This window comes from Mesorhizobium sp. W067, from assembly GCF_054719525.1.
The window spans coordinates 2,772,698-2,791,867 of record NZ_JBTTII010000001.1 but is presented as its reverse complement, the minus strand read 5'-3'; the positions used below and the strand labels follow the sequence as shown (position 1 = coordinate 2,791,867).

Annotated in this window: 18 protein-coding genes; 7 read left to right on the top strand and 11 right to left on the bottom strand. The window is 63.7% G+C overall.

The window, feature by feature from the left end; genetic code table 11:
- Positions 1–30 precede the first annotated feature (30 nt).
- Positions 31–771 (bottom strand): ATP-binding cassette domain-containing protein, encoded by a 741-nt coding sequence (locus ACYG97_RS13705; protein WP_023696206.1) that lies wholly within the window; start codon positions 769–771, stop codon positions 31–33.
- 466 nt (positions 772–1,237) lie between these two features.
- Between ACYG97_RS13705 and ACYG97_RS13700 the strand changes: the two genes are divergently transcribed.
- Together ACYG97_RS13700 and ACYG97_RS13695 are read left to right on the top strand one after the other, a co-directional pair.
- Entirely contained in the window at positions 1,238–2,227 is a 990-nt protein-coding gene (locus tag ACYG97_RS13700) for a sugar-binding protein (protein ID WP_023673050.1), read from the top strand.
- A 179-nt stretch (positions 2,228–2,406) separates the two neighbouring features.
- Positions 2,407–3,189 carry a FadR/GntR family transcriptional regulator gene (locus tag ACYG97_RS13695; protein WP_023733128.1) on the top strand — a complete coding sequence of 261 codons (783 nt, stop codon included), beginning with the start codon at positions 2,407–2,409 and terminating at the stop codon, positions 3,187–3,189.
- Positions 3,190–3,207: 18 nt separating this feature from the next.
- Here ACYG97_RS13695 and ACYG97_RS13690 read toward each other — a convergent pair whose 3' ends face one another.
- On the bottom strand, positions 3,208–4,146 hold the full coding sequence (locus ACYG97_RS13690; protein WP_460221586.1) for an NAD(P)-dependent oxidoreductase: 939 nt from the start codon (positions 4,144–4,146) through the stop codon (positions 3,208–3,210).
- 117 nt (positions 4,147–4,263) lie between these two features.
- Between ACYG97_RS13690 and ACYG97_RS13685 the strand changes: the two genes are divergently transcribed.
- A complete protein-coding gene (locus ACYG97_RS13685) occupies positions 4,264–5,154 on the top strand; it encodes an NAD-dependent epimerase/dehydratase family protein (RefSeq protein WP_023733126.1) in 891 nt (296 codons plus the stop codon).
- 118 nt (positions 5,155–5,272) lie between these two features.
- Entirely contained in the window at positions 5,273–6,049 is a 777-nt protein-coding gene (locus tag ACYG97_RS13680; RefSeq protein WP_023733125.1) for a FadR/GntR family transcriptional regulator, read from the top strand.
- Positions 6,050–6,197: 148 nt separating this feature from the next.
- On the opposite strand, the gene ACYG97_RS13675 is transcribed toward ACYG97_RS13680, so the two are convergent.
- The 5 genes from ACYG97_RS13675 to ACYG97_RS13655 all read right to left on the bottom strand — a co-directional run bounded on the left by ACYG97_RS13675 (position 6,198) and on the right by ACYG97_RS13655 (position 11,387).
- Positions 6,198–7,304 carry a Gfo/Idh/MocA family protein gene (locus ACYG97_RS13675; RefSeq protein WP_023733124.1) on the bottom strand — a complete coding sequence of 369 codons (1,107 nt, stop codon included), beginning with the start codon at positions 7,302–7,304 and terminating at the stop codon, positions 6,198–6,200.
- Positions 7,305–7,337: 33 nt separating this feature from the next.
- Positions 7,338–8,174 carry an ATP-binding cassette domain-containing protein gene (locus tag ACYG97_RS13670; protein ID WP_050590368.1) on the bottom strand — a complete coding sequence of 279 codons (837 nt, stop codon included), beginning with the start codon at positions 8,172–8,174 and terminating at the stop codon, positions 7,338–7,340.
- On the bottom strand, positions 8,171–9,286 hold the full coding sequence (locus ACYG97_RS13665; RefSeq protein ID WP_031197943.1) for an ABC transporter permease: 1,116 nt from the start codon (positions 9,284–9,286) through the stop codon (positions 8,171–8,173). Before ACYG97_RS13665 ends, ACYG97_RS13670 begins: the two co-directional genes overlap by 4 nt.
- 157 nt (positions 9,287–9,443) lie before the next feature.
- Positions 9,444–10,412 (bottom strand): rhizopine catabolism ABC transporter substrate-binding protein, encoded by a 969-nt coding sequence (locus tag ACYG97_RS13660; protein ID WP_023682230.1) that lies wholly within the window; start codon positions 10,410–10,412, stop codon positions 9,444–9,446.
- A gap of 63 nt (positions 10,413–10,475) precedes the next feature.
- A complete protein-coding gene (locus ACYG97_RS13655; protein ID WP_023696199.1) occupies positions 10,476–11,387 on the bottom strand; it encodes a polysaccharide deacetylase family protein in 912 nt (303 codons plus the stop codon).
- A 359-nt stretch (positions 11,388–11,746) separates the two neighbouring features.
- Here ACYG97_RS13655 and ACYG97_RS13650 point away from each other — a divergent pair, with 359 nt between their 5' ends.
- Positions 11,747–12,991 carry a DegT/DnrJ/EryC1/StrS family aminotransferase gene (locus tag ACYG97_RS13650; protein ID WP_023673061.1) on the top strand — a complete coding sequence of 415 codons (1,245 nt, stop codon included), beginning with the start codon at positions 11,747–11,749 and terminating at the stop codon, positions 12,989–12,991.
- Positions 12,992–13,010: 19 nt separating this feature from the next.
- Here the strand turns inward: ACYG97_RS13650 and mocR are convergent, their stop codons facing one another.
- From mocR to ACYG97_RS13630, 4 genes are all read right to left on the bottom strand, one after another.
- The gene (gene mocR, locus ACYG97_RS13645) at positions 13,011–14,477 is read right to left on the bottom strand and encodes a rhizopine catabolism transcriptional regulator MocR (RefSeq protein ID WP_023673062.1); all 1,467 of its coding nucleotides are present in this window, start codon (positions 14,475–14,477) and stop codon (positions 13,011–13,013) included.
- Between the two features lies 1 nt (position 14,478).
- Entirely contained in the window at positions 14,479–14,685 is a 207-nt protein-coding gene (locus ACYG97_RS13640; protein ID WP_023673063.1) for a LacI family DNA-binding transcriptional regulator, read from the bottom strand.
- A gap of 214 nt (positions 14,686–14,899) precedes the next feature.
- Complete coding sequence (iolE, locus tag ACYG97_RS13635; RefSeq protein WP_023673064.1) at positions 14,900–15,811, bottom strand: myo-inosose-2 dehydratase; 912 nt, start codon at positions 15,809–15,811, stop codon at positions 14,900–14,902.
- A gap of 207 nt (positions 15,812–16,018) precedes the next feature.
- Complete coding sequence (locus ACYG97_RS13630) at positions 16,019–16,306, bottom strand: DUF3175 domain-containing protein (RefSeq protein ID WP_023673065.1); 288 nt, start codon at positions 16,304–16,306, stop codon at positions 16,019–16,021.
- Positions 16,307–16,537: 231 nt separating this feature from the next.
- On the opposite strand from ACYG97_RS13630, the gene ACYG97_RS13625 reads away from it, so the two are divergent.
- On the top strand, positions 16,538–17,710 hold the full coding sequence (locus ACYG97_RS13625) for an MFS transporter (protein WP_050587434.1): 1,173 nt from the start codon (positions 16,538–16,540) through the stop codon (positions 17,708–17,710).
- Positions 17,711–17,869: 159 nt separating this feature from the next.
- Positions 17,870–18,898: an HTH-type transcriptional regulator GntR gene (gene gntR, locus ACYG97_RS13620; protein ID WP_023712085.1), complete on the top strand. Its 1,029-nt coding sequence runs from the start codon at positions 17,870–17,872 to the stop codon at positions 18,896–18,898.
- Positions 18,899–19,170 lie beyond the last annotated feature (272 nt).

Below are 19,170 nucleotides of genomic sequence, written 5' to 3'. Positions count from 1 at the left end.
ATGTGCTGTGCGTGGTGAAATTCGCTGAGATCAAACCTGTTCGATGGCGCCGGTGATCAGCCCGGTGACTTCCTCGGGCGAACTTGACGCAATCGTCTTGTCGGCGACCTTGCGGCCGCGCCGCATGACGATGACGCGGTCGGCGACGGTGAACACGTCAGGCATGCGGTGGCTGATCAGCACCACTGCGATACCCTGGTCGCGCAAATGGCGGATCAGGTTCAGCACTTCGGCGACCTGGCGCACCGAGATCGCGGCCGTCGGTTCGTCCATCAACACGATCTTGGCCTGCGACAGCATGGTGCGCGCGATCGCTACCGCCTGACGCTGGCCGCCCGACATCTGCTTGACCAGGTCGCGCGGACGGGTCTCGGACTTCAACTCGGCGAAGAGCTGGCCGGCGCGCTTGTACATGGCGGCATAGTCGAGGATGCGTAAAGGGCCGACGCCGCGGCGCAATTCACGGCCGAGATAGACATTGGCGGCAGCGGTCAGATTGTTGCACAGCGCCAGGTCCTGGTGGACGATCTCGATGCCGTGCTGGCGAGCTTCCGCCGGCTTGTGCAGGATCAACTCCTTGCCGTCCATGCGCATGACGCCATGGCTGGGGCGGAAATTGCCGGCGATCATCTTGACCAGCGTCGACTTGCCGGCGCCGTTGTCGCCCATCAGGCCGACCACCTGTCCGGGCTCGATCGACAGCGATACGTCGTTGACCGCCTGGATGGCGCCGAAATGCCTCGAGATATTGGTGAGTTCGAGAACCGCCACCAGTCTTTGCCTCCCCGTGTTTTGCGACCCGCTGCTGTTCCCGGCGTGAATGCCGGCGCTGCTTTGGCCCCGCTCTCCCCATCTCCTCCCGGAAACAGCGTCAGCGTTCTTTTACGCAAAAGCCGGCGCTCGTCAATCAATTGTCGGACGAATTGAAGCCTTGGTTATCCAAAAATCCGTTTTGTAGGACAAATAGCATTGACGTTGGCCGCAAGCCGATATTAGCTAAGCGTCGGAGGAGATTATGCCGATGCCGCTGGCGGTTAGCCGGGCGGAATCGGCGGAGGTTTATCGGTCGAGGTTGCGGCGCCACCCTTGTGTTGAGCCGGGCCAATGCCGCATCTGGAAATGCTTATCGATCTGTCTTGGCGACACGAGTGCTCGTGAAACGAACCTCAGTCATCAAGCATCCGGTCGATCTGTGTGGCGGGCACGCCGTGTCCGTCTGTTTCAAGGGAGGACTGACATGAGGAAAACACTTTTGCTCGCCGCCGTCGCCGCCATGGCGCTGGGCGCCGGGCCGGCTTTGGCCAAGAAACAGCTCGTCATCGTGGTGAAGGGTCTCGACAATCCATTCTTTGAAGCCATCCACCAGGGCTGCGAGAAATGGAACAAGGAAAATGCCAGCTCGGAATATGAATGCTTCTACACCGGCCCGGCATCGACCTCCGACGAGGCCGGCGAAGCGCAGATCGTCCAGGACATGCTGAGCAAGGCCGACACGGTGGCAATGGCGATTTCGCCATCCAACGCGCCGCTGATCGCTCAGACGATCAAGACCGCCAATCCGACGATCCCGATCATGACGCTCGACGCCGATCTCAGCAAGGAAGATGCCGCGCTGCGCAAGACCTATCTCGGCACCGACAACTATTTGATGGGTCACAAGATCGGCGAGTACATCAAGAAGGGCAAGCCGAACGGCGGCACGATCTGTACCATCGAAGGCAATCCCGCGGCCGACAACATCCTGCGCCGCGCGCAGGGCATGCGTGACGCGCTGTCGGGCAAGGAAGGCCTGGCGGCACTTGCCGGCGAAGGCGGCTGGACCGAAGTCGCCGGTTGCCCGGTGTTCACCAATGACGACGGCGCCAAGGGCGTGCAGGCGATGACCGACATCCTCGCCGCCAATCCCAAGCTCGACGCCTTCGGCATCATGGGCGGCTGGCCGCTGTTTGGCGCACCGCAGCCCTATCGCGACCTGTTCGGGCCGCTCAAGGACCGCATCGCCAGCAACGACTTCGTCATCGGCGCCGCCGATACGATTGGCGATGAAGTGGCGATCGCCCGTGACGGCCTTGTAACTGCTCTGGTTGGTCAGCGGCCGTTCGAAATGGGCTACAAGGCACCGTCGGTGATGATCGATCTGGTCGAAGGCAAGGCCGTCGCCGATCCGGTGTTCACCGGCCTCGACGAATGCACCAAGGACACGGTCGACACCTGCATCCAGAAGTAGGTTCTCGATTTCGGGGCGCCCTTTGACGGGCGCCCCGTCTCTTCCCGGACGGACGCAACGGTTGGGGCAGCAGGCTCCGGCTTTGACGCGTCTGTAGTTTGGATTTTCGGCAACGAGATCGGCGCGCCGTGCAGGTTCGGACCAGTCCGGACGCAGACGGCCGACGCATTGGAACGTGAATGCCGGACGAGAAATCAAAGAAGCGAACCGAGCGGGCCAAGGCACAAGCCAGCCGCGGTCCGGCTGTCATGCGCAGAGCCGGTGCCGCGCATTTTCCGGGAGCGAGCGTCCATGTCTCGCTGGCCGGCGAGATCGGCCTCAGAATCGTGCGCGGCGATTATCCGCCCGGCACCATTCTGCCCAACGAGGCCAAATGGGCCGAGATCTTCGATGTCAGTCGTTCGGCGGTGCGCGAAGCCATCAAGATGCTGATGGCCAAAAGCCTGCTGGCTTCACGGCCCAAGATCGGCAGCTGGGTCGAGCCCAGGGAACGCTGGAACCTGCTCGACCGCGATGTGCTGGCCTGGTACGCGACCGGGCCGGACCGGGAGGCCTTCCTGCGCACGGTGCAGGAGTTCCGTCACATCATCGAGCCGGAAGCGTCGGCCTTTGCCGCCACGCGGCGCAGCGACGAGCAGATGGACGAGATCAGCCAGGCCTGTCGTGAGATGGGCGAGGCTCTGAACCTGCAGGAGCGTATCCGCGCCGATACGCGTTTTCACCTCGCCATACTGCGCGCCTCGGGCAACGATCTGCTGGTGCCGCTTGGCGTTCTGATCGAGTCGGCGCTCGATCATCTCTTTGTCTTCGTCACACGCGAGACCAGCGATCAGCGGCGGGCGCAGGCGCTGCATGAGGCGATCGAGAAGAACATCCGCCTGCAGCGCCCTGCGGCCGCGCGCAATGCGGTGCACAAACTGCTCGCCAACACCGACGATGTTATCGGCCGGTCGAGGCGCTGACACAGGCTTTTCGCCACCTCAAATCGTCTGCTTCTTGCCATCCTTGCTGGGCATCAGGTCGACGCCGTTGACCTTGCCGATATATGTCGCCAGCATCGGCACGAATTGCTCGGCCGGGCCAGTGGCATGGGCACCGGCGAAGGAGTTCTTGGTGGCGTTGCCGAGCGGGTTGGCGATGCCGGCCGCACCCGCCATCGATTCCAGATAGGTCAGGTCCTTGAAGGCGTTGGCGATGGTGAATTTATGCGCGTCGCGGTCGCCCTCCAGCGTCCAGCGCATGAAGGTCTGGTAGAAGCCGCAATCCATGCGGCCGTTGCGGATGACGCTGTCGAAACGCGGTGGCGAGATGCCGACCTTTTCGGCCAGCGCCAGCGCCTCGGAATAGATCGCGGCATAGCCCAGCGAGATGAAGTTGTTGAGCAGCTTCATGCGGTGGCCGTCACCGGTATCGCCAATATGGACGATGCGGCCGGCCCAGGTTTCGATGACCGGCTTCACACGGGCAAACAGCGCGTCGGGCGCGCCGACCATGGCGTCGAGCGTGCCTTCCGAGGCTTCCTTCGGGGTGCGGCTGAGCGGTGCATCGACGAAGTCGACGCCGATCTCCTTCAGTTCCGCCGCCAGCGCCACCGTCGAGACCGGATCGGCGGTCGAGCAGTCGACGACGACCGAACCCTTCTTCAAGCCCTCCTTGAGGCCGCCGGGGCCGCGGATGATGGCTTCCACCTCGCGCGAGCCGGTGACGCAGATGAAGACGATGTCGGACGCCGCCGCCACGTCGCGCGAAGTCGCCGCCTCCTTGGCGCCCCGGCCAATCAGGTCCTCCGCCGGCTTGCGGTTCTTGCGGCCGAGGAAGGTCAGGCCATAGCCCTTGTCGACGATGTTCTTGGCAATGCCGTGCCCCATCAGGCCAAGGCCGATAAAGCCGATCTTTTCGCTCGCGGCGGTCGTGGTCATGTCTTGAAGTCCTGTTGCGATGATTGATATTGGGCGCCGCCGTCTGGCGGGCGAGGGTGGTTGCGGAATGCCATATTGTGTGACAATACACGGAAATCCTAGGCATCGGAGACGAAAATGACAAAGCGGATCATGTTCACCGGCGGCAGCGGCAAGGCCGGTCGCCATGTCGTGCAATATCTGGTCGAACAGGGCTGCCAGGTGCTCAACATCGACACCAGGCCGCTCGACAATCCCAAGGTGCGCACGCTGATCACCGACATCACCGACAGCGGCCAGGTGTTCAACGCGCTGTCGAGCTATATGGGCCTGCATGAATTCGACCCGTCGCTGCGGCCGCAGCCGGTCGATGCCGTGGTGCATTTCGCCGCCATACCGCGCATCATGATCACGACCGACAATGAGGTGTTCCGCATCAATGCGATGGGCACCTACAACGTCATCGAGGCGGCGGTGAAGCTTGGCATCCCCAAGGTGGTGATCGCGTCCAGCGAGACCACCTACGGCGTGGTGTTCGCCAACGAACCGCGCGACCCCAAATATTTTCCCCTCGATGAAGAATACGACGTCGATCCGATGGACAGCTATGCTCTGTCCAAGGTCGTCAACGAGCACACGGCGCGCGCCTTTGCGCAGCGCAACGGCACCGATATCTATGCCTTGCGCATCGGCAACGTCATCGAGCCGCACGAATATTCGCTGTTTCCGAAGTGGTTTGCCGATCCGGGCTTTCGCAAGCGCATCGCTTGGAGCTATGTCGACGCGCGCGATCTCGGCCAGATCGCGCTGCGCGCCGTTGAAACGGACGGGCTCGGCTTCCAGGTGTTCAACGCCGCCAATGACGACACCTCGTCCGACCTGCCGACAGCGGAACTGTTGAAGCGGTTTTATCCCGACGTGCCGGTCAAGACGCAGCTCGGCGAATATGAAACGCTGCTCTCCAACCGCAAGGCCAGGGACATGCTCGGCTTCCGTCCCGAGCACAGCTGGCGCAAATACGTCAAATAGGTCTGGCAAATTGGGCTTTGGGGCAAGGTTGTAACCTGATCTGTGCACAGCCACAGGCTTTGCCGCCTGCGCCCGGTCCTCTGCTTGACAGCTTTCGAAATCCGGACTTTGTGGATGCATGAGGGACGGAAAGCCGAATAAGGGAAAGAAGTCTGACAAGACTGAGACAGCCGAGCGCCCGGCTGCCGTTCGGCGGGCTGACGCCACCCGGATGCCCGGCACCAGCGTGCATGCCTCGCTGGCCAGCGAAATCGGGCTTCGGATCGTGCGCGGCGACTATCCGCCAGGCACCATCCTGCCCAATGAAGCCAAATGGTCCGAAACCTTCAACGTCAGTCGCTCTGCGGTGCGCGAAGCGATCAAGATGCTGATGGCCAAAAGCCTTTTGGCATCGCGCCCCAAGATCGGCAGTTGGGTGGAGCCCAGGGAGCGCTGGAACCTGCTCGATCGCGATGTGCTCGCCTGGTACGCGACCGCGCCCGACCGTGAGGTGTTCCTGAAGACGGTGCAGGAATTCCGCCACATCATCGAGCCGGAAGCGACTGCCTTCGCAGCCATGCGACGCACCGAGGAGCAGATGGCCGAGATCAGCCAGGCCTGCCGCGAGATGGGCGAGGCGTCGAGCCTGCAGGAGCGCACGCGCGCCGACACACGTTTCCATCTGGCCATCCTGCGTGCCTCCGGCAATGACCTGCTGGTGCCGCTCGGCGTGCTGATCGAATCCGCCTTCGATCATCTGTTCACCTATACGACGCGCGAACTCGACGATCTGCAGCATGCACAGCAACTGCACGAGGCGATCGAGAAGGCCATCCGCCTGCAGCGGCCGGAGGCGGCCCGCAACGCGGTGCGCAAGCTGCTCGCCAATACAGACGGCGTCATCAACACCCGGTAGGATGTGCTGAAATTCAGGTGAGGCGGGCCTGCAAACGCCGGCTTTCTGCGCTTCCGGTGCTCACGTACTTAAGTACGCTCCGCTCCGGTTCTCGAACCCAATGTTTTCGGCGCGGCCTGACCTGAATCTCAACACATCCTGCGAGCGCTCAGCCGGCCTGCGAAGTGGCCAAATGCTGCCTGGTCAGCGCGATCAGCAGCGCCTGGTCGCGCGCGGCGTGCTCGGGGCGGTTGACCACCTCGTCGCCATTGACGATCGCACCCCAGAAGCCGCGCAGTTCCTCGACGAAGGCTTCGCCGTAGCCGGCGCGTAGATCCTTCCTCGACAGTGTGTGGCCGTCCGAGGTCTTCACAGTCAGCCGGGTCGGGTGATGGTTGAGCCAGGGCGAGGGGAATTCGAGCTCGAGGCTGGCAGCGTCGAAGAAGAGCGTGATGCGTTCCTTGTAGTCGGCGAGCTTCGGCACGGTGAGATGCGTCATCGTCCACAGCGCCTGGCCGTCGAGCAGTTTTACCGCGCCCTGGCCGCCATCGCCATTGGCGAAGATCTGCGCGCCGACAACCTCGCCCTCCGGCACGCCGAGTGCGTCGAGCAGTCCGTGCACGGCATTCACATCGTGAATCAAGGCGGAGCTGTAAGCGCCGATAAATCCACAGAAAGCCAGATCGGTCATGGGCTGGCCGATGGCGCGCTCGACCTGTTGTTTCTGCTTGCTTTGCGCGGCGGCAATCAGCTCCTCGGGAATGTCGTTGCCGCGCTTGTAGCGCTGGTGGGCGATGAACGGCCAGGCATCGGGATCGTTGACCTCGACCGAGACGGACCGCAACGTCTTTGCCGTGCCGGGCAGCGAGGCCAGCGCCAGCCGGTAGCTCGGATCGAAGCGCTTCATATAGCCGACCTGCATGACCTTGCCGGCCTTGTCGCGCGCGGCGACGATCTCGGCGATTTCCGCCGGGGAATAGCAGAGCGGCTTTTCGCTGAAGACATGCAGGCCGCGCCCGAGTGCGGCCAGCACCTGCTCGTGATGCAGCGGGTCGGGCGAGCCGATGACGACGGCGTCGAGCTTCTGGCCGAACAGTTGCTCCGGCGTTTCGAAATTGGCGATGCCGTGAATTTCGCTGACATATTCCCGCGAAATCCTTGACGGGTCGGCAACGCCGACCAGTTCGAACAGGTCGCCGAGCCGCAACAGGTTTGGAATATGCTCGACCTGCGAAATCATGCCGGCGCCGATGACGCCGACGCGTATCCTGCTCATGCTGTTAATACTCTCTGCAAAAGTGTTCCAGGCTCAGGGTGCGGCGGCCGGCCGGTTGCCGATCTGCGCCAACAGCCCGGCAATCTCAGCTTCCACCGCCTTCAAATCCTCGCCGCCCGACATGATGGAAATCACCTCGTCGCGCGAGATCTCGGACTTGGCGTATGTACCGCGATTGCGGCCGCGGTTGAGCAGCGTGAAAGTGTCACCGACAGGGTAGGCGTGGTGGATGTTGTGGCTGATGAAGATCACGGCCAGGCCGCGCATGCGCGCCTCGATGATGAATTTCAGCACCATCGCCGCCTGATGCACGCCGAGCGCCGAGGTCGGTTCGTCCAAAATCAGCACCTTGGCGCCGAAATGCACGGCGCGTGCGATCGCCACCGACTGGCGCTCGCCGCCCGACAGCGTGCCGACGGCCTGCGTCGGGTCGCGCACGTCGATGCCGATATCGGCCATCGCCTCGCGGGCAATTGTGTTGGCGCGCTCCTTGTCGAAGCGCGAGAAGGGCAGGCGGCTTCTGGTCGGCTCGCGGCCGAGGAAGAAGTTGCGCGTGATCGACATCAGCGAGATCATGCCGAGGTCCTGGAAGACCGTCGCGACGCCGAGGTCCTGCGCGTCGCGCGGGCTGCGGAACGTGACGGGCTTGCCGTCGACGAAAATCTCGCCCTTGGTCGGCCGGTGCACGCCCGACAGAACCTTGATCAGCGTCGATTTGCCGGCGCCGTTGTCGCCCAGCAAGCAGTGCACCTCGCCGGGATAGACCTTGATGTCGATATCCTGCAGCGCGCGCACCGAGCCGAAATTGACCGACACACCACGCAATTCCATGGCTGGCTGGATGGCCGGGGACGGGTTTGGGTAGGTCATTTGCCGCCTCCGCGTCCGAGCGCCTTGAGGCGGATGTAGTTGTTGACCAGCACGGCCATCAAAATGACGATGCCGAGGAAGACCTTGAACCAGTCGGTGTCGATGCCGGTGTAGAAGATGCCCATCTGCACCAGGCCGAAGATCAGCGCGCCGAACAGCACGCCATAGACGGTGCCGTAGCCGCCGGTGAGCAGCACGCCGCCGATGACCGCGGCGATGATCGCCTCGAATTCCTTGAGCAGGCCGCGCGTGGTGTCGGCGGAGCCGGCCTCCATCACCTGGATGGTGGCAAGCAAGGTCGCGGCACAGGCGGTGTAGATGAACAGCGCGATCTTAACCCGGTCGACCGGCACGCCGACATTGCGGGCGGCATTGAGGTCGCCGCCGGTGGCGAAGATCCAGTTGCCGTATTTGGTCTGGGTCAAGACATAGCCGGCAAGCGCTGTCAGTCCGAGCCACCAGACGATCGACATCGGAATGCCGACGACGAAGGGAATGCCGTCGGTGCGGGTGGCGATCCAACCTTGCGTGCCCATCCATTGGAAGAAGCCGGTCAGGAGATGGCCGTTGAACAGGCCCGCGGTTGCCGGGTCCGGCGCGCCGTCGAGGATGTAGGGGATCTGCGTGCGGCCGGTGACGGCGCGGGTGATGCCGATCGATAGGCCGCGCAGGATGTAGAGCGACGCCAGCGTCACGATGAAGGAGGGCAGGCGGGTCTTCACAACGATCAGCCCGTTGACGTAGCCGGTGAGGATGGCGACAGCGAAGGCGCAGGCGATGCCGCCCCACAGCGGTAGGCCCCAGTATTTCACCGTCAGCCCGATGACGACGCCGGCGAAGCCGACCATCGAGCCGACCGAGAGATCGAACTCGCCGGCGATGATGAGAAGGGCTGCGGCAGTGGCGATGATGCCGAGTTCGGCCGCCAGCGTCAGGAAGGTCATCGACCCCTGCAGCGAATAGAGGTTCGATGCACCCGGCAGCAGGGCGAAGATGATAATGGTGGCGATGAGGCCGCCGGCGGCACCGGCTTCGGGCCGGCGCAGCCATTGAGTCAGCCGGCCGGTGCTGGCCAGCCGCTCGTCAGCACCGGCCGGCCGTTTCGACATCATGCCGAAACGGTCCTTGCCCAGTACCCCGGGGGCCGGCGCTTCTGGAGGTATCGCCTTGTCTTCCACAACAGCCATTAGGCTCCCCAATCGCTCACTTCGCAATCTCGACCAGAGACGGGGAGCGCATGGCGGCTCCCCGATCCGTTTTGGTCTTGCCTTAGCGGATGCCGTCCTTGGCGAGCGCCAGGATCGCCTTGGCCTTGTCGGGCGAGTCGATGAACAGCGGGCCGGTGTAGGCGTTGTTCTGCGGCCAGAAGCCATGTGTGGCATGCTCGACCAGATAGATCACCGGCAGGTATCCCATCAGATATTGCTGGGCGTCCATGCCGAAGCCCATTTCGCCGGCGACGACGGAATCCAGGACTTCGGGGCTGATGTCGAAGGTGTAGAGCTTGATCTTGCCGAACAATTCCTTCTGCCGGAAGAACGGGATCAGCGGATTGGCGGCGGTGGCGCCGAGCGCGAAGACGGCCTGGGTGTCGAGATGCGCCGACAGATAGGCCTCGGTGCGGCGCTGGATGTCGGCCGGATCGGGCGACACGGTAAGCACCTCGGTGCCGCCGCCTGACGGCTTCAGCCCGTCATTCAACCCCTGGCAGCGCTGGTCGAGGCTGACATTGCCGACCTCGTGGTTGATGCAGACGACCTTGAGCGTGCCTTCCTTGGCCAGGCGCTCGCCGGCCTTCTTGCCGGAATCATATTCGGAGACTGTGCCGACATAGAGAGAGGTGCCGAGTTCGGCGCCTTCCTTCTCGCCGGAATCCAGCACGACCATCGGAATGTTGGCGGCAAGTCCGGCCTTGACCGATTTACCAAGCGCATTGGCGTCGGCAATGGAGACGGCGATGCCGTCTGGATTGGTGGCGATGGCCGCGTCGAGCAGGCGGGCCTGTTCGACCACGTCGAACACTTGCGGCGCATAATATTCGACCTTGGCGCCCGTGAGCGCCGCCGCATCGTCGACGCCGCGCTTGACCACCGACCAGTAGGGATCGGAGGCCGAGCCATGCACCACGAAGGTGATGCGGACATCCTTGGGATCCTTCAGGCCGGCCGCTTGCACGACGCCCGCCAGCATACTCATCGAGACAAGCGCGCCGAGCGCCAGTTTCAGAACAGTCTTCATGTCATTCTCCCATTGTCGTTGCAGTTCCAATTCCCTCTTTGCGCCTCGGCCGACCGGATCGGCTTACGGTGCTGCCCGGGTGGCCGCTTTGCGGGCCTTTGCCGGTGTCGATGCCCCGAGCCGTGCACGAAGCTCCTCGCGCAGCGGCTTCATGCCGATGATGTCGATGTCCTGCGCGCCGAGCCAGTCGCGGAAAGCCTGGTCGCGGAAGAGTTCGTATTCCTCGGTGCGGATATAGGCGGAGCGAGGCTCGATGAGTTCCAACTCGCCCGGCGCGTTGAAGTGCAGGCAAAAGAAGGTCAGGCCTTCGCGCACCCCTTCGACCAATGCCTTGTAGGCGGGCTTTATCGGCTTGGAGCGTGGACGGCCCCAGGTCGTCTGAATGGCGGCGTCGAAGATGACAAAGCCCTTGGCGCGGGCTTCAGTGACGCCGCGCTGGAACGCCGCTTCGGTGACGCCGACGAGATTGTCATTGGGCGAATAGGCCGACAGCGTTTTGGTCAACAGCACCGGCAGCCGATATTCCAGGCCGAGCTTGATGTAGACGTCGCAAAACTCGGGCGACAGCGCTGCTCCCATATGGGCATCAAGATGAGTGACGTCGATGCCGGCGCGGTAGGCGGTGTCGATCTGGGCGCGAAGCTCGGTTTCCACCGCTTGCGGTGCTGCCTTGCGGCGGGTGGTCGCGACATCGGGCCAGAAATAGCCGAACTCGTCCGTCAGGCCGGCCGCACGCGACGGCGACGTCAGCGGCCGCCATTTGTAGTGCTGCTTTTCGCTGTTCAGCGTCAGGTGGACGCCGAGATCGAGCCGGGGATCGGCGGCTGCCGCTTCGGCCATCTCAGGGAACCATGGGCACGGCACCATCACGGCGCCGGAGCTGCAGGCGCCCAGTGCGGTCAGTTCGAGGAAGGCACTGTTGGCGCCATGGCACATGCCGACATCGTCTTCATGCAGGACGAGCTGTCGCGTCATGGATGGCCACCGTCTTGCCGGCCACCATCTTGCCGGCCACCATCTTGCCGGCACGCCGGTTTCGAGGGTCTTCCAAAGTGTGTCCCGTGCTGCATGGAACCGACCGTTTGCCCAACTGGACGCGATGGAACGCCCAATGCCGGCTTTCCGACAGGGCCACTTCGACGAATTCGGATGGGTACGATTTTTCCGCGGGCCTGCATTCTGAAATGTCGATTTCATTCGATATGCCCACATTCGGCGTCAAACCCGGCCATCAAGCAACCGGGATGGCTTGGTCAGATCGCAGCGGAGTGGTTCTTTCAAACAGCGGCCGCAGGCGTACTGCTTTCATACCATCAGCGATGTGGAGACTTGCCATGTACACTGCCGGCGAAGAAGAGATCGAAGCCATTGCCAGGGTGATCCGCTCGGGTGCGCTGTTTCGCTATGGCGAGAACAGCGAGTGCAACCGCTTCGAGGCCCGCTATGCCAGGCATCTCGGCGTCGAGCATTTTGCGCTGGCCGCCAGCGGCACCTATGGGCTCGCCGCCGGCCTGATCGGCCTCGGCATCGGCCCGGGCGATGAGGTGCTGGTGCCGGCGCACACCTATATGGCGACCGCAACGGCAGTGCTGTCGGTCGGCGCCATTCCGGTCATTGTCGACATCGACGAGAGCCTGACCATTGACCCGGCCGCTCTGCGCGACGCCATCGGCCCGCGCACCAAGGCGGTCATCCCGGTGCATATGTGGGGTGCGGCCTGCAACATGAACGCGATCATGGATATCGCTAAAAAACGCGGTCTGCTCGTGCTGGAAGATGTCTGCCAGGGCATTGGCGGCGGCTATGAGGGCAAGAAGCTCGGCTCCATCGGCCATGCCGGCGCCTACTCCTTCAACTACTTCAAGAACATCACGTCGGGCGAGGGCGGCGGCATCGCCACCAGCGATCCGAAAGTGGCCGAGCGCGCGCGCTGCGCCATCGACCCCTGCCACTTCTACTGGCAGGGCCGCAGCGACAGCATCAAGCCGTTCGCCGGCATCGGGGCGCGCGCCTCGGAACTGATGGGTGCAATGCTCAATGTCCAGCTCGACCGTCTGGACGGCATCATCGAGGCGATGCGGGCGGAGAAGAAGAAGGTGCTGGCCGGCACGCGCCATCTCGGCAATCTCGGCCTGACGCCGTCGCCGATGAACAGCCCCGACGACGATTGCGCGGCACAGGTAATGTATCTGCTGCCCAGCGAACAGGCGGCGCAGACTTTTTCGAAGACCATTCCGAGCGTCATTGCCGGCAAGACCGGCCGCCACAATTTCACCCAGTGGGACCAGGTGCTGATGCATGAGGGCGCGCATCATCCGGCGCTCAATCCGTACACGCTGCCGGAAAACAAGGGCCTGCGGCTGACCTATGCCGACGACCTCGGCAAGGGTTCTCTCGACATCCTCAACCGCACGGTGATGATCGCGATGAATCCGGCGCATGGCGACGCCGACATCGACGACATGATCCATAACATCGATGCGGCGGCCCGTGTGGCGCTGGAGAATGCCTCGCTGGACGATGTCGAGGTGCGCAAGGCAGCACCGGTGGACCTGCAGAAATTCGACAGCGTGAATTGAAGAGCCGCGTTGGACCGGCTTATTGCCGGTCCAGTCGCATAAAGGCGGCGCGCAGCGCCAGCACTGCGCGCAGGATCTGGCGTTCGTCCATCGCGGCATAGCCGAGCAGCAGGCCGTGTTCCGGCTCGCTCGAATGGTAGTTGATCGAGATGCCCTGCACGTCGAGGCCCTCCTTGACGGCAGCGGCGACGACGTCGCTGTCCTTGTAGGGTCGGATAAAACTGGCCAGCAGCTGCATGCCGGAATCGTTCTCGGTCACAGTCAGCCATTCGGCCAGATGCTCCTGGCACAGTTTTACGAAATTGGCCTGCCGGCGCGCATAGAGCCGGCGCATACGCTTCAGATGCGTGGCGAAATAGCCTTGCGTGATGAAGTCGTTGACCGTCGCCTGCAGGATCAGCGGCGCGAACTGGCCGGTGATCGAGACGGCGCGGTCGAAGGGGACCGACAGTTCGCGCGGCACGATGAGATAGCCGATGCGGAGCGCCGGGATCAGCGTCTTGCCGAAGGAGCCGATATAGACGACCCGGTCGGCGTGATCGAGGCCGCGCAGCGCCGGTACCGGCCGGCCACGGTACCGGTACTCGCCGTCATAATCATCCTCGACGATCCAGGCGCCGTGGCGCTCGGCAATGTCGAGCAGCTGCAGCCGTTCCTCGATGCGCATGATGGTGCCGAACGGCCACTGGCAGGATGGCGTCACATAGATCAGGCGCGGCGGCGGCAGCTCTGGGTCTGCGAGATGCCATCCAAGGCGATCGACCTTCAAGGGCGCAAGCTGCGCGCCGCTGGCGAGAAAGGCGCTCTTGGCGCCGAGATAGCCGGGCTCCTCCATCCAGACATGGTCGCCTTCGTCCATCAGCACGCGCGAAGCGAGGTCGAGTGCTGCCTGCGCGCCGGTGACGATGATGACCTGGTCGGCGGTGCAATTGATGCCGCGCGACAGGCTTATGGTCGAGGCGATGGCCTGGCGCAGGCCGGGATGGCCGGCAAAGGAGATATAGCCGAGCAAATTCTCATCGCGGCTGCGCGCATTGCGCACCAGAAGGCTCGACCAGATGGTGAAGGGAAAGGATGCCGATTCCGGCACGCCCGGATGGAAGTTGATGACGCCGGCATTGCGTGGCGGCTGCGGGCCGTTGACGATGGTCTGACCGCGCCGCGAGAGTTTTTGCGGGGCGGCGAGGCCGGCGCGCAGCGCGGCCGGCGGGCGTTTCTGCTGGATCGGCGCCACCCAGGTGCCGGACCCGGCGCGCGCCTCTATAAACCCTTCGGCGAGCAGCTGGTCGTAGGCGGCGATCACCGTGTTGCGGCCGACCTTGAGATCCTCGGCCAGCGAGCGTGTCGAAGGAAGCAGCGTGTTCTGCTGGATCTGGCCGTCGAGGATGAAGCGCCGCAAGGCGCCGTAGATCTGCCGGTGCATCGGTTCGTCCGAGCCGCGGTCGACCGACATGATGTCGAGGGAAAGGCGCATATGGTCGGCCAAGCTAGTCTCCGACCAACCTGGCGGCGCGGGCGATCTTCTCTTCGTTAAGCAGGCAGACAGTCTCCAGCACCAGCCGTCTGGTTTCGGGACGGACCTCGCGGCTGTTCTTCAGCGCGCGGTGAACGGTTGCCGCGCCGAGTTCCGCCTTCTCGGCGATCTCACGGATGGTGCAAAGCCGTTCCATGCCGAGTGCCGCCTCGAATGCCATGTCGCTCCTCCATCTGCATCAAGGCATGCCTCGTCCCCAGCCTCAAGCTGGAAACGCCGGGCCGGCAACTCGGGGGCAAAAATTTCGATGCCAAGAACTGTGCGATCCGCGCCGCCAAGGGAGGGCGGCGGCGCGGATCGCCGGGCGCTTTCGCGTCGCTACCCCTACCGAGGCGCGCGCCCAACCGGCCCAACCACCAGCCCCCCGGCGGTGGTTAGGCCATGTCTCGTATTGCCACGTCGAACCCGGCCGCGCAGGCCGTTTTGAGAAGCGAAGCGTAACCTTTCGTGGCATAGGTCAAGGGGTGTGCCTTGGCCGGATCCTGCTCGGCCTCGACGACGATCCAGCCTTCGAAGCCATGGCTGGCCAGAGGCTGCAGCAGCGACAGGAAATCGACGGAGCCATCGCCGGGCACGGTGAAGATTCCTTCCATCACTGCCGCCATGAAACTCATGTCCTCGCGCCGTGCCTTCTCCAGCACGGCCGCGCGGACGTCCTTGCAATGGAAATGCACGATGCGGTCGAGATGCCGGTTCAGGAGGGAGGCCGGGTCGCCGCCTGAGAACAGACAATGGCCGGTATCGAACAGCAGGCCGACGCTCTTGCCGGTTGCGGCCATCAGCCTGTCGACCTCGTCATCGCTCTCGACGATCGTGCCCATATGGTGATGGAAAGCCATGCCGACGCCGAAGGCAGCCATGCGGTCGGCGAGTTCGGTCAGCTTCTCGCCATAGGCAGTCCATTCGCCGTCAGCGAGGCGCGGACGCTGTGAGATCGGCGCGAAAATGCCGTCATGACGGCCGCGCGAGGTGTCGGCATAGACGACGACCTTGGCGCCGAGGTCGCGCAGCAGGGTCAGATGCGAGGTGAGGGCGGCGAATTCCTCGTCGACCGTGCGGTCCAGAATGCGGCCGTCATACCAGCCGGAGACGAGTTCCAGTCCGTAAGAAGACAGGATCGGTCCAAGCTCGTCGCTTCGCCTGGGGAATTTGCCGCCGAGTTCGGTGCCGCGATAGCCGGCCTGCCTGGTTTCCGACAGGCATGTCGCGAGCGGCGTATCGCCGCCGAGTGCGGGAACATCGTCATTGCTCCAGGTGATGGGATTGATGCCGATCTTGACCGTCATGCCGCTACTTCAAAGGCTCGGGGAAACACAAAGCCGAGGCCGGCAAACTGAGGGGAAAGAGGACCTGTCACTAGGTCCAGTTGAGGTGAATTTGGCAGAGCCAATCGGGAGCGCTAAAGCGCGTCCCGTTTGAACGGACTAAGTCGACGCGCTTAGGTCTTTGCATGTCGTTGTCTCAAAACCGGCGCCACTTTTGAGCGACATGCATTAATCCTGCTGCGGCCTTCCGAAGGCCGCGCGCAGTTCGTCCTTGGCGTCCTCGAGCACTTTCCGGCGCGCCTGCGGCAGGTTCTTGCCGGCGCGGTTGATGTAGAAATTCAGCATCGACATGGCCGACTGAAACGGCTCGGCCTTGCGGCGGTCGCTGTGCTCGGCCGAGCGCTTGAGCGAGGCCGCGATCTTCCTGGCGTCGTCGGCTTCGAAGATGTGGTCCTCGAGGTCCATCGCATCGCTGTGCTCGGTCACCTCGGCCGACCATTTCTTTTTCGCGGTCATGACAAACTCCTTCCTGTCGCAAAAACTCGAGCAGGCCGCCGCCGGTTCCCGAGAAAGCCGCCGGGCCGCTGGAGCCACGGATCATGGCCCTGTGGCGCTGCCCGTCGCGGTGAATGCGCCGATAGTGGCGACACAACGGTCGACTTCCCAGGACCGTAGACAGGAAACGCCTTGACCCCGATCGTCGCCAATCAGGCGGATAGCCCCGGCATCGACAGCAGCTACGCCTGGATGCGGCTTGCCATCTCCATGCTGCTGGCGACGATCGGTGCGGTCGGCATGTGGGCCGTCGTCGTCGTGCTGCCGGCCGTGCAGGCCGAGTTCGGCGTTGACCGCGCCGCGGCATCGATGCCCTACACCGCAACCATGGTCGGCTTCGCCGCCGGCAATGTGCTGGTTGGCCGCGCGGTCGATCGCATGGGGTATTGGATCCCGGCACTGCTATCCTCGGTGGCTCTCGCCGCCGGCCTGCTGCTCGCCGCGCTGTCGACCTCTATCCTGCAATTCACCCTTGCCCAGGGCGTGCTGATTGGTGTCGGCACATCGGTGATCTTCGGGCCGCTGATCGCCGACATCTCGCACTGGTTCAACCGTCGGCGCGGCGTCGCCGTCACAGCTGCGGCGGCTGGCAACTATCTCGCCGGAGCGCTCTGGCCAACCATCATGCCGACACTGATCAAGGCGGAAGGCTGGCGCTTCACCTATGCCGGCATCGGTGTCTTCTGCCTGGTCACCATGGTGCCACTGGTGCTGTTGTTGCGGCGCGCTGCTCCGGCGGCGGCTGCCGCCGGTTCGCCCGGAAGCCGGCCAGTGCAGTCGATTTCGCTGTCGCCGGCGGCGTTACAGGTGCTGCTGATCGTTGCCGGTCTCGGCTGCTGCGTGGCGATGTCGATGCCGCAGGTGCACATCGTCGCCTATTGCATGGATCTTGGCTACGGCATTGCGCATGGCGCCGACATGCTGTCGATCATGATGGCGGCGGGCGTCGTCAGCCGGCTCGCCTCCGGCTTTGTCGCCGACCGCATCGGCGGCGTGAAAACCCTGCTTATCGGTTCCGTGCTGCAATGCCTGTCGCTTTTGTTTTACATCCCGTTCGACGGGCTTGCCTCGCTCTATGTCGTGTCGCTGGTGTTCGGCCTGTCGCAAGGCGGCATCGTGCCTTGCTATGCCATCATCGTGCGCGAATACCTGCCCGCCAGGGAGGCCGGCCAGCGTATCGGCATCGTCATGATGGCGACCATCTTCGGCATGGCGATCGGTGGCTGGATGTCGGGCTGGATCTACGACCTGACCGGCTCTTACGCCGCCGCGTTCCTCAACGGGATCGCGTGGAACTTGCTGAACATAGTGGCCATCGGGCTGCTGCTGTGGAAAGCAAAACGCAGTGCTGCCCTGATGGCTTAGGAAGGCAGGATTGCCCTGTTGCTTGACAAGGGCGATTGGCTGCGCGACGCCAGCAGGCGAGTGGGTGCGGCAGCAGCCGGTTGGCATGGTGGCAGTGGAAAAGCTGAACATGGTTTCGCAAGGGCGCAGCGGCCGGGGCCCGGCACGTGGAGGATGTCCATGACCAAGCCGCGCTCGCGTCGCGGGGGCGGCCGCCCGACCCTATCAGATGTGGCGCGCAAGGCCGGCGTCGGCGCCATTACCGTGTCGCGGGCGCTGCGCGAACCGGAACGCGTCAGCCAGGATCTGCGGCGCCAGATCCAGGCCGCCGTCGACGAACTCGGTTATGTCCCGGATCCCAATGCACGGGCACTGGCCTCGGCGCGCGCCGATGTGTTCGGCGTGCTGGTGCCGTCGCTGACCAACAACGTCTTCGCAGAAGTGGTGCGCGGCATCTATGACAGCCTGTCGGACGGCCCGTTCCGCGTCCAGCTCGGCAACACCCATTATTCCGGCCTCGAGGAGGAGCGCCTGCTGCAGGTGTTCGCACCGCAGCGCCCGGCGGCGCTGATCGTGGCCGGCATCGACCAGACGCCGACCTCGCGAAAGCTGCTGGAGAGCGCGGGCTGCCCGGTGGTGCAGGTGATGGAGACCGGGCCCGATCCGGTCGACATGCTGGTCGGCTTCTCGCATTTCGACGGCGGCCGCACCGCGACCGAGCATCTGATCGAGGCGGGCTGCCGGCGGATCGGCTTCATCGGCGCACGCATGGACCCGCGCTCGCAGCGGCGGCTTGCCGGCTATCGCGCGGCAATGGAGAAGGCCGGCCTGTTCGACCCGCGGCTCGTCACCACCACTCCGCTACTGTCCAGCGTGACGCTCGGCCGCGAGCTGCTTCGCGATGCGCTGGCCAAGATGCCGGCGCTCGACGGCGTCTTCTGCAACAATGACGACATCGCGCTCGGCGTTTTGTTCGAATGCCATAGCGCCGCGCTCAACGTGCCGAAAACAATCGGCATTGTCGGCTTCAACGACCTCGAAATGATGCAGGCGGCGTTCCCGCCGCTCACCAGTATCCGCACCCCTCGCTATGAAATCGGCCGTCGGTCTGTCGCCATGGCGCTGGCGGCGATCGCAGGACGAAGGCCTGAGCAGCGGGTCGTCGATCTCGGTTTCGAACTCAAGCCCCGCGAGAGCACCGCACGCTGAACACGCTTTGGCTGCCTCAGCAAATGGTGCTTTACACAACGTCATGGTAGCGCTACCATTTTCGTCGGGCAGACGTTTTGATGAAAGGCCGCCCCTGTTTATTATACATAAGCAACAGCTCATGCTTGTTTATTATGTATAATATGCTAGTTTCGTTTCTCGCCTGTGAAGCGGCGAGGGGGAGGGGATCGGGCCGGCTTCGGGCCCTTGAGACGTGGCGCCGGCCAGGCTGGAGGGCCTTCGGCGTGGAAAACACACCACGACAAACAGCA

Coding starts and splice junctions, on each gene's coding strand:
- ACYG97_RS13675 (WP_023733124.1), bottom strand. CDS start 7,304: ATGAGCAGGATACGCGTCGGCGTCATCGGCGCCGGCATGATTTCGCAG.
- ACYG97_RS13685 (WP_023733126.1), top strand. CDS start 4,264: ATGACAAAGCGGATCATGTTCACCGGCGGCAGCGGCAAGGCCGGTCGC.
- ACYG97_RS13660 (WP_023682230.1), bottom strand. CDS start 10,412: ATGAAGACTGTTCTGAAACTGGCGCTCGGCGCGCTTGTCTCGATGAGT.
- ACYG97_RS13655 (WP_023696199.1), bottom strand. CDS start 11,387: ATGACGCGACAGCTCGTCCTGCATGAAGACGATGTCGGCATGTGCCAT.
- ACYG97_RS13695 (WP_023733128.1), top strand. CDS start 2,407: ATGCCGGACGAGAAATCAAAGAAGCGAACCGAGCGGGCCAAGGCACAA.
- ACYG97_RS13625 (WP_050587434.1), top strand. CDS start 16,538: ATGCGGCTTGCCATCTCCATGCTGCTGGCGACGATCGGTGCGGTCGGC.
- gntR (WP_023712085.1), top strand. CDS start 17,870: ATGACCAAGCCGCGCTCGCGTCGCGGGGGCGGCCGCCCGACCCTATCA.
- ACYG97_RS13665 (WP_031197943.1), bottom strand. CDS start 9,286: ATGATGTCGAAACGGCCGGCCGGTGCTGACGAGCGGCTGGCCAGCACC.
- ACYG97_RS13670 (WP_050590368.1), bottom strand. CDS start 8,174: ATGACCTACCCAAACCCGTCCCCGGCCATCCAGCCAGCCATGGAATTG.
- ACYG97_RS13700 (WP_023673050.1), top strand. CDS start 1,238: ATGAGGAAAACACTTTTGCTCGCCGCCGTCGCCGCCATGGCGCTGGGC.
- ACYG97_RS13630 (WP_023673065.1), bottom strand. CDS start 16,306: ATGACCGCGAAAAAGAAATGGTCGGCCGAGGTGACCGAGCACAGCGAT.
- ACYG97_RS13690 (WP_460221586.1), bottom strand. CDS start 4,146: ATGACCACGACCGCCGCGAGCGAAAAGATCGGCTTTATCGGCCTTGGC.
- ACYG97_RS13640 (WP_023673063.1), bottom strand. CDS start 14,685: ATGGCATTCGAGGCGGCACTCGGCATGGAACGGCTTTGCACCATCCGT.
- iolE (WP_023673064.1), bottom strand. CDS start 15,811: ATGACGGTCAAGATCGGCATCAATCCCATCACCTGGAGCAATGACGAT.
- ACYG97_RS13650 (WP_023673061.1), top strand. CDS start 11,747: ATGTACACTGCCGGCGAAGAAGAGATCGAAGCCATTGCCAGGGTGATC.
- ACYG97_RS13680 (WP_023733125.1), top strand. CDS start 5,273: ATGAGGGACGGAAAGCCGAATAAGGGAAAGAAGTCTGACAAGACTGAG.